6 protein-coding genes are annotated in these 8,798 nt (G+C 67.6%); 4 read left to right on the plus strand and 2 right to left on the minus strand.

The annotated features are described in order from the left end of the window. Nucleotides 1–1,153 (plus strand): CapA family protein (locus DSP71_RS22360; protein WP_181800744.1); only part of this gene is annotated, 1,153 nt, incomplete at its 5' end. Nucleotides 1,154–1,330: 177 nt separating this feature from the next. Beyond that, the gene (locus tag DSP71_RS14225; RefSeq protein ID WP_058631937.1) at nt 1,331–1,738 is read left to right on the plus strand and encodes a hypothetical protein; all 408 of its coding nucleotides are present in this window, start codon (nt 1,331–1,333) and stop codon (nt 1,736–1,738) included. Nucleotides 1,739–1,990: 252 nt separating this feature from the next. Here the strand turns inward: DSP71_RS14225 and DSP71_RS14230 are convergent, their stop codons facing one another. Next, nucleotides 1,991–3,544, minus strand: a complete 1,554-nt coding sequence (locus DSP71_RS14230) for a chaplin family protein (RefSeq protein WP_113681420.1) — start codon at nt 3,542–3,544, stop codon at nt 1,991–1,993. Nucleotides 3,545–3,648: 104 nt separating this feature from the next. Next, nucleotides 3,649–4,665 (minus strand): hypothetical protein, encoded by a 1,017-nt coding sequence (locus DSP71_RS14235; RefSeq protein ID WP_061017469.1) that lies wholly within the window; start codon nt 4,663–4,665, stop codon nt 3,649–3,651. A 557-nt stretch (nt 4,666–5,222) separates the two neighbouring features. On the opposite strand from DSP71_RS14235, the gene dnaB reads away from it, so the two are divergent. Both dnaB and DSP71_RS14245 read left to right on the plus strand, forming a co-directional pair. Then, nucleotides 5,223–6,599, plus strand: a complete 1,377-nt coding sequence (gene dnaB, locus DSP71_RS14240) for a replicative DNA helicase (RefSeq protein ID WP_113681421.1) — start codon at nt 5,223–5,225, stop codon at nt 6,597–6,599. Between the two features lie 222 nt (nt 6,600–6,821). After that, nucleotides 6,822–8,579, plus strand: coding sequence for a P-loop NTPase fold protein (locus tag DSP71_RS14245; RefSeq protein ID WP_198553654.1), 1,758 nt, complete (start codon nt 6,822–6,824; stop codon nt 8,577–8,579). Nucleotides 8,580–8,798 lie beyond the last annotated feature (219 nt).

Raw genomic sequence — 8,798 nt, forward strand, 5'->3', positions numbered from 1 at the left:
CACGGAGCGCGATGGGCTGTCCTGGCTCTGGGATCTTCCCCGGTTGCGGGCCGACCGGAAGAGTGGTGCCGCTCGCCCGCGCATCCCCTGGCGCACTCCGGTGGCGGTGCTGGTGCTGGTCGCCATCGCCGTCGGGCTGAGCGCGGCGGCGGCGTTCCCGGCGCGCACGTCAGAGGCGCGCGCTTCGTCTGCGACGCGCTCGGGGGAGGTGAGCATCGGAGCGGTCGGGGACGTCCTCCTCTACGACGTGCAGCACGCCGTGCCGGATGATCGCGGCCGGGCATACTTCGACGATGTCCGGCCGTGGTTCACGGAGGACATCGTCACGGGGAACCTCGAACAGGCGATCAGCGCGGAGACCGGGTACGACAAGTGCGGCCGCAGCGCGAGCTGCCTGGCGTTCCGGAGCGATCCCGATGCCGCCGCCCACCTGCAGGGCTTCGACCTGCTCAACCAGGCCAACAACCACAGCCACGACTACGGGAGGACGGGTTTCGACGAGACGAGGACGCTCCTGCGTGCGGTGGGGATCGACGCCGTGGGGGAGCGCGACGAGATCGTCGTCACCCGCGTCGGGAGCACCTCGGTGGCGATGGTCGGATTCGCGCCCTACAGCGGCTTCAACCGCATCACCGACCTGCGGCACGTGCGGCAGCTGGTGCGCGCTGCTGCGGCGCAGGCCGACATCGTGGTCGTGCATGCGCACATGGGGGCGGAGGGCCCCGGCGCCGACGCGGTGACACCGAGCACCGAGTTCATGTACGGCGAGAACAGGGGAGACCCGATCGCGTTCGCGCACGCAGCGGTCGACGCGGGCGCCGATCTGGTGATCGGACATGGCCCGCATGTGCTCCGCGGGGCGGAGTTCTACCGCGGGTGTCTGATCGCCTACAGCCTGGGCAACTTCGGGGGCGGGGGAGTGTTCGGCGCCGAGGAGGAGACACGCTACGGCGCCTATCTCTCCGTCCGGCTGCGAGCGGACGGCAGCCTCGTGGCCGGGCGGGTGCGACCCGTGCGGTTCGAGTTCGACGGTGGCGCGCCGCATCCCGACTCGACCGGTCGGGTGACCGACCTGATGAACGAGCGGAGTCGGCGTGACTTCCCCGACACGGCGGCGCTCATCGACGAGGGCGGTGTGCTCCAGGTGCCATAGCGCGCGTCGGGGCTGGTCGAAGGTCGTCGAAGACTGGACGAAAGTCTCCCCGGTTCGGCGTAATGATCCGACCTCCCGTTCCATCTCTCAGGTGTGAGGGTTGCTCGGTCGAAAGGGGGCCGGGCATTGCGAGGGGTGAGGGAAATCGTGAGTGGTCGAAGCCCAGCGGATCGGCTTATGGATGAGTTGGAGGTCGAGTGCGGGGCGAGCGTGCAATGCGTCACGGATCGGGTCTCCGCCATGATGGGGATCGATATCGAAGTGCAGGTTCTCGGTGAGGCGGAATGGCAGGCGACGCCCAGGCACGTGTTGGTGGAGGGTGATCGCGCCAGGATCCCCGTCCGGGCTTCCGACCCGCGCTGGTACCGGTTGCATGTGGTCGTCCACGAACTCGCGCATCTGCTGAGCGGAGACTCCCGCTGCACCGCCCTTCCGATGTCGTTCGATCAGCTCCGGCGCCCCGCCCAGGCGCGAGTGCTCATGCATGCGGGTATCAGCGGCTTCGAGCCGGACGAACCGGGTGCAGACGAGATCGCCGAGCAGCAGGCCGATGTCCTCGCTCGTCGCCTGGGCGCCTTGCTCTGAACCATCGCGCGGGAGCGCATGAACCGCCCGGGCATCCGTCCGCACTCCCGGCCGGCACGCCGATAACCAGCTTCCGGGCGCGACGGATGCCCCGTGGGTGGGGATTCCACGGGGCATCCGCCCTTCTGCGCCGGCGTCGAACGACGGTGTGAGCTGGGGGCTACGACTCCGTCGACGTATGGGGTGGACGCAGCGGCGCACCGGCGGTGCGGGTCTCCTCCCCCGAGGACGAGCGCACCGCCGGCGTCATCGCTACGCCGTCAGCCGGCGGCGTCGCAGCAGTCCAGCGCCTCCGAGGAGAAGCAGGATCGCGGCGAGGGCGATCAGTCCTTCAGCGGGCGCTCCACCCGTCATCGCGAGTCCGTGGGCCTGGCCGGTGGTCGCTGCGCCCGAGGCGAAAGCGGCTCCGGACGTGCCGGGGGTCGAGCTGGCGGGGTTCGTGCCCGGGATGGTGCCGGGGTCGGTGCCCGGGTTGGTGCCGGGATCCGTTCCGGGGTCCGTTCCGGGATCCGTGCCTGGGTCCGTTCCTGGGTCCGTACCGGGGTCGGTTCCCGTGCCGGGATCGGTCACCGTGGCCTCGCCGATCACGGAGATGGCGTTGCCGCCGAGCGTGATCGGCACGTTGACCGGCAGCGCCACCTGGGTGCCGCCGAGGATGCCGTCGGTTCCGGTGGTGGTGTTGCCTCCGGTGGCCCGGGCGGGAGTGGTGGTCCCGCCGGTTCCGGTGCGGGTGACGGTGGCGTCATCGAGGACGGAGATCGCGTTGCCGGTCACGCCGATCGGGGCGGTGACGGGTGCGGTGATCTGGGTGCCGCCGAGGACGCTGTCGGTTCCGGTGGTGGTGTTGCCTCCGGTCGCGGGAGCGGGGGATGCGGTCGCAGCCGCTCCGCTGCCCGTGGACGAGGTGTCGCCGAGCAGGGAGATCGCGTTGCCCGACACCGTGACGGGTGCCGTGACGGACGCGGTCGCCTGCGTGCCGCCGAGGATCGCGTCGTCGCCCGAGGTGCCCGCCGACGTGGCCGGAGCGGACGAGCCAGACGGACCGGCGGTGCCGGCGCCCGTCGAGCTCGTGTCGCCGAGCAGGGAGATCGCGTTGCCCGACACCGTGACGGGTGCCGTGACGGGCGCGATGACCTGTGTGCCACTGCCGACGCCGTCCTCACCGGACGTCGTCGATCCGGTCGGGGTGGAGGGCGCCGGTGCTGCGGCTCCCTGCCCGGTCGGAGCCGTGCTCTCGGTGTCGCCGAGAACCGACACGGCATTGCCCGTCACGGTGATCGGCGCGTTGATCGCGAGCAGTGCCTGGGTGCCCGAGAGCACTCCGTCCACGCCGTTCGTGGTCACGAGAGGCGCCCCGGCCGATGTGTCGGTCTGGGGAGCCGAGCTCTGGGGAGCCCCGGCCGGGGCGCTGGTCGTCGACGTGTCGGTCACGCTCACGGCGTTGTTCGACACGGTCACGGGAAGGTTGACGGTGACGGCGGCCTGAGTACCGGACGCCGTCCCCGACTCGCCGCTCGTCTCGGCAGGTGCCGGAGCGGGTGCAGGTGCAGGTGCCGGAGCGGGTGCAAGCGCCGGGGCGGGCGCCGGCGCAGGGGCTGGCGGGCTCGACACGACGGCGTCGCTCACCACGGAGATGGCGTTGTTCACGACGGAGACCGGGGCGGTGATCGCCGTCTCCGCCTGGGTTCCGGAGAGCAGTCCGTCGTCTCCGGTCGTTTCGGCCGCGTTCGCGACCGTCGCGCCGAAGAGCGTGATGCCCCCGGCGATGAGCGTGCCCCAGAGGGCCCGCTTCAAGGAAGTACGCATGATGGTTCTCCTGACTGGGTGGATCGTCTGATGGGTGCACGCGATCGGAGTGCGCGTGCAGCACGGCATCTGTCGTTCCTCGGAAGGAACGACGTGACGATCCGTCAGTCAGGAGAGACGTCGGTGTCGGCGACCGGCGAGGAGGGTACCTCGTCGTCGGAAGCGCCGGAGGTCCGCTCGCCAGCACGGAGCGGAGAAGCGTTCGCGTCGCTGAGACGCGCGGGGGACGTGCCGCTTCCGCCGCCGGAACCGGCAGACGAAGACGCGGGAACCGCGGTGCCGAGTGGGCCTCCGGGCGGAGACCCCGCGGGCACAGGAGTGGTGTGGTCGAGGGCAGCGGTGGTGCTCTCGATCGCTGAGCGCAGGGTCGATGGAGGTGCCACGGGGGCGGACCCCGAGGTCGGTGTCCCTGATGGTGTCGCTGCGGCAGGCTGCGTCGCGAGGACGGCGGCCGCCACGACCGCGGGTTCGGCGATGACGCCGGAGACCTCTCCTGGTTCCTGGATCGGTTCCTGGGTCGTCGGAGGATTCGTCGGGTCGATGGCTTCCAGTACGGGAGGGACGATCTCGTTCGTCACGTTCCCGAGGAGGGCCGTGGTGTCGTCGACGACATCGACCACGTCGCCGACCGCCGAGATCAGGCCGAGGTCGGAGGCGAGTCCGCCGACGACGGGGATGCCGGACACGGCCTCGAGAACCGGGTCGGTGATCTGCGAGACCGGTGCTCCGGTGAGGGTATCGGTGACCGGGGCGACGACGGTGGCCGCCGTCTCGGTCACGGCGTTCACGACGGGTGCCACTGTCGGCCCGACGACCGGTGCACTCGTGACCGGCTGCGTGACGGCGGCGACCACGGCGGGGGCGGCCTGCTGCACGGGGGCGACCACCTGAGTGACCACGGGAGCGACCACCTGCGTGACCACCGGAGCCACGGGGGTCGTGACGGTGGACACCGTCTCGCTGACCAGTGTGGTGAGTCCGTCGAGGGGGCCGTCTTCCTGTTCGTCCGCGTGCGCGGACCCGCCCGCGAAGAGCACGGCGAGCGTCGTCAACGCGAGCACGCCGATGCCACCCCAGAAGACGCCGGCAGATATGCCGCGTCGGGTGGCTCGAGCGTCCACGTAAACCTCCCCCTCAGAAGGCCAAGCACGTGTGCCTCCCCCTCAGAAGGCAACGCCTGTCGACGCAGGTGCGTCGATTGCGGGTGACGATACTCGCGCGAAGGTGATCTGTCTAGGGGGTTATCCGCGAGTTTCTGCGGATGTCAGCGCGTGACGCGCCCGAGGAAATCCCGGCTTGACTTTCCCCAGGTTCTACACATCCCGAACGCGCAGAGGGCAACCTTCAACGCCCGATTTAAACTGATTTTCATCCACAGCCTGGGGAATCGATAAAAGCCTGTTCAAAGGCGATAAAAAAGTTTGGATACGCGCTCCTCCACGGGGTTATCCACACCCGTTGTGCACAGACACTCCAGGCTTGTTCGCACGCTCTCCACAGAGTTATCCACAGGCCGTCTTGCATGGGGAAACAGTCGCTCGTAGCGTGGGCGAGCGACCGAATGTCGGAAGCCTCTGTTCTGCTGTTCAGGACGGCGTGAGCGCCGAGACCCGAGGGGCCCGCCCCCGGACGTCGCACCACGACATCGCATCGGAAACGTCGCATCGAAGGGAAGACTGTGTCGATCGCCGACATCTCAGAGGAGCGCATGGGCGCGAAGCGCGCGCCGGAGCGCACGCCTCCCCACGATCTCCTCGCCGAGCAGAGCGCCCTGGGCGGAATGCTCCTGTCGAAGGACGCGGTCGCGGATGTCATCGAGACCCTCAAGGGCGCCGACTTCTACATCCCGAAGCACGAGCTGATCTTCGAAGCGATCCTGTCGCTGTATTCGCACGGCGAGCCCACCGACGTCGTCGCCGTCACCGATGAGCTCATCAAGACCGGCGAGCTCGGTCGCGCCGGCGGCGCCGACTACCTGCACACGCTGACGTCGATCGTCCCCACGGCCGCGAACGCCGGCTACTACGCCGGTATCGTCTCGGAGCGCGCCATCCTGCGCCGCCTCGTCGACGCCGGCACCCGCATCGTGCAGCTCGGCTACGCCGGTGAGGGCGATGCGACCGACATCGTCAACAACGCGCAGGCCGAGATCTACTCGATCACCGGATCCGAGACAGCCGAAGACTACGTGCCGCTGCAGATCGCCGTCGATGCCGCGCTCGAAGAGATCGAGGCTGCCAGCGGTCGCGACGGGTCGATGACCGGGGTGCCGACCGGCTTCAAGGAGCTCGACGAGCTCACCAACGGCCTGCACGGTGGTCAGATGATCGTCGTCGCCGCTCGACCCGCCATGGGTAAGTCCACGCTCGCGCTCGACTTCGCGCGGGCGGCGTCCATCGGTCACAACCTCCCCTCCGTCTTCTTCTCGCTCGAGATGGGCAAGAGCGAGATCGCCATGCGTCTGCTCAGCGCCGAAGGTGCCATCCCCTTGCAGAACATGCGAAAGGGAAATCTCGACCCGCGCGACTGGACCACGGTCGCCGCCACGCGAGGACGCATCAACGACGCTCCGCTCTACATCGACGACAGCCCCAACATGACGCTCGTCGAGATCCGCGCCAAGTGCCGTCGCCTCAAGCAGCGCGAGGGCCTGCGCATGGTCATCATCGATTATCTGCAGCTCATGACCTCGGGCAAGCGCGTCGAGTCGCGTCAGCAGGAGGTCTCGGAGTTCTCGCGAAGCCTCAAGCTCATCGCCAAGGAGCTGCAGGTTCCGGTCATCGCCCTGTCTCAACTGAACCGTGGTCCGGAGCAGCGCACCGACAAGAAGCCCGCCATCAGCGACCTGCGAGAGTCCGGCTCGATCGAGCAGGACGCCGACATGGTCATCCTGCTGCACCGCGACTCGGTCTACGACAAGGACGTGCGTCCCGGTGAAGCCGACCTGATCGTCGCCAAGCACCGTAACGGTCCGACCGCGACGATCACGGTCGCGTTCCAGGGGCACTACTCGCGCTTCGCCGACATGGCTCCCGGCGGCGACTTCAACTTGTAGGTTCCACGCCGAAATGACATATTCCACGGGTAGTTGGCAGGCACTTGGCATCTCTGCCAAGTGCCGTGGACACGCGCTTGTGGCTGAGGCGTGTGGTTCTGGGGAGGGAGTCGGTTCCAGTCCGTAGGGTCGGAACGCTGGCCTGGGTTGAGTTGCGAAGCACTGGGGGTTGTTGTGGGGTCAGATTTTCGGTTGTGGTCGGATGAGCCATCGGCGACAGACTTGCTGTCGTTCGATGCGATCGCGGACACCGTGGTCGATGCGCTATTCGACGGTGAGCTGGATCCAGTTGCTCTCGGTCTTGAGGGCGCTTGGGGTAGCGGCAAGACGACGGTGCTGCATCTGATTGAAAATCGGATCGCCACGGAGAACGTGGATGGTCAAGTGGTTGTCGTGGTTCGGTCGAACCCTTGGCAGTACGACCCGGCAGTGGGCGCCAAAGAGAGTTTGATAGCCGAGATCCTCGGTGCGTTGAGTGCTGAGTTTGACGCGTCCGACCCTGTGGGATCGGCGGGTCTGACTGCACTGAAGGCGCTGGTGAAGCGTGTCAACTGGTCCAAGGCTGTGAAGATGGCGGCCCGAACGGCTTTGACCTTGCAGCTTCCGTCGTTGGACGACGTCTTCGACTTGGTCAGCGACGACCCTGAGTCACTCGATTCGCCCAAGGGCATGGCGTCTTTCAAGGAGGAGTTCCAGAAGCTGCTGGCCGACCCGGCGTTGGCGCATGTGTCGCGAGTCGTCGTGTTGGTCGACGACCTCGATCGATGTCTACCGCCGACTGTGGTCGAGACTCTCGAGACGATCCGCTTGTTCCTGTCGGTCCCGGGGATGTGCTTCGTCGTGGCTGCGGATGAGGCGCGGGTCGCGGAGGCGATTCGGATGCATCTTGGAACACCGCTTGTCGGGGACGGGCGAGAGAGTGTTGCGAGCTTGTATCTCCACAAGATCGTGCAGACGACGGTGCCAGTTCCGGCATTGAGCGCGTTCGACACGCGGGCATACTTGTTCCTACTTCTGGCGAAGCAGGAGTGCGGCAGTGATGATGCGTTCGCAGAGCTGGTGCGGGCGTGTGGTGAGCTGCGCGTCGCTGCCGGGAGCCTCGATGACCTGGAGCTGCCGGCGGATGGTTCGTTGCGGTCTGCGATGCAGAGCGCGGCGAGGTTGACCCCGATTCTGTATGAGAAGTTGCAGGCGAACCCGCGTCGAATCAAGCGGTTCATGAATGACTTGAACGTCCGGCAGTCGATCGCGGATCGGCGAGGGATTGCATTGTCGCCGGATGCGGTCGCGAAACTCATGGTGCTGGAGCGCACGTTGCCGACCGACTTCGACACTCTGCTCGGTTGGCTGAGCGCGGGGGTGCTGCGTCCCCGGCTGGAGCGTTTGTCCGAGGTCGCAGAGTCCGGCGCCGCCGCCGATCGCGGGGACGCAGATGATGGGGAAGGTGTCGACGAAGAGTCGTTCTCGGCAACCATGATCCGGTGGGCCAAGCTTCCGCCTGCCCTCGACGCGGCTGCGGCTGGCGGGTACTTGACGCTTGCGGCGGCGTTCCATGGTCGGCTGCTCGTCGACGAGGGGCTTCCGGAACAGTTGCGGGATATCGCTGCGGCATTGGCGTCAAGGTCGCAGATCGAACGTGAGGCGGTATCTCAGGACGAGCTACAGGCCTTGCCTCTGGGAGATGTGTCGGTGCTGCTCGATCATCTCGGCCGACGCCTCCAGGACGAGCCGGGCGTGCAGTTCGCGGCGGTGAACGCGATCATCACACTGGCGCGACTGCATCCGGCGGTACAGCAGGAGGCGCTCGTCGCCCTGGCTCGGCTGCGCGCGACCGATGTGAATGCCTCGACGGTGATGCTGTTCCGTTCCATCGAAGCTCAGTACGTCGATGTCCTTGAGGGGTGGCGCGTGGTGGGTGCCGACGATACCGACACCTCGAAGGCGCTGACATCGCTGCTCGGGCCGGTGGTGGCGTCCTGATGGGAACTAGTGGTGTGTACAAGGGAGGCGGCGGTGCAGCGGCTGCCGGACTGAGGGATGCGCTGAGCGACTGGCTTGACAGCGCATCCGCGCCATCGGCTCCCGCAGCTGGCGGCCCGACGATCGACGGGCGCCTGGATCCGAAGCGTGTGGGCGGGGCGTTGCGGTTGTGGTCCGGCCCGTCGGGTGGTGGCCGATCGGGTCGCGCTGGAGGATCCG

Source organism: Microbacterium sp. H6 (genome assembly GCF_003314775.1).
In the GTDB taxonomy this organism is placed as follows: Bacteria; Actinomycetota; Actinomycetes; order Actinomycetales; family Microbacteriaceae; genus Microbacterium; species Microbacterium oxydans.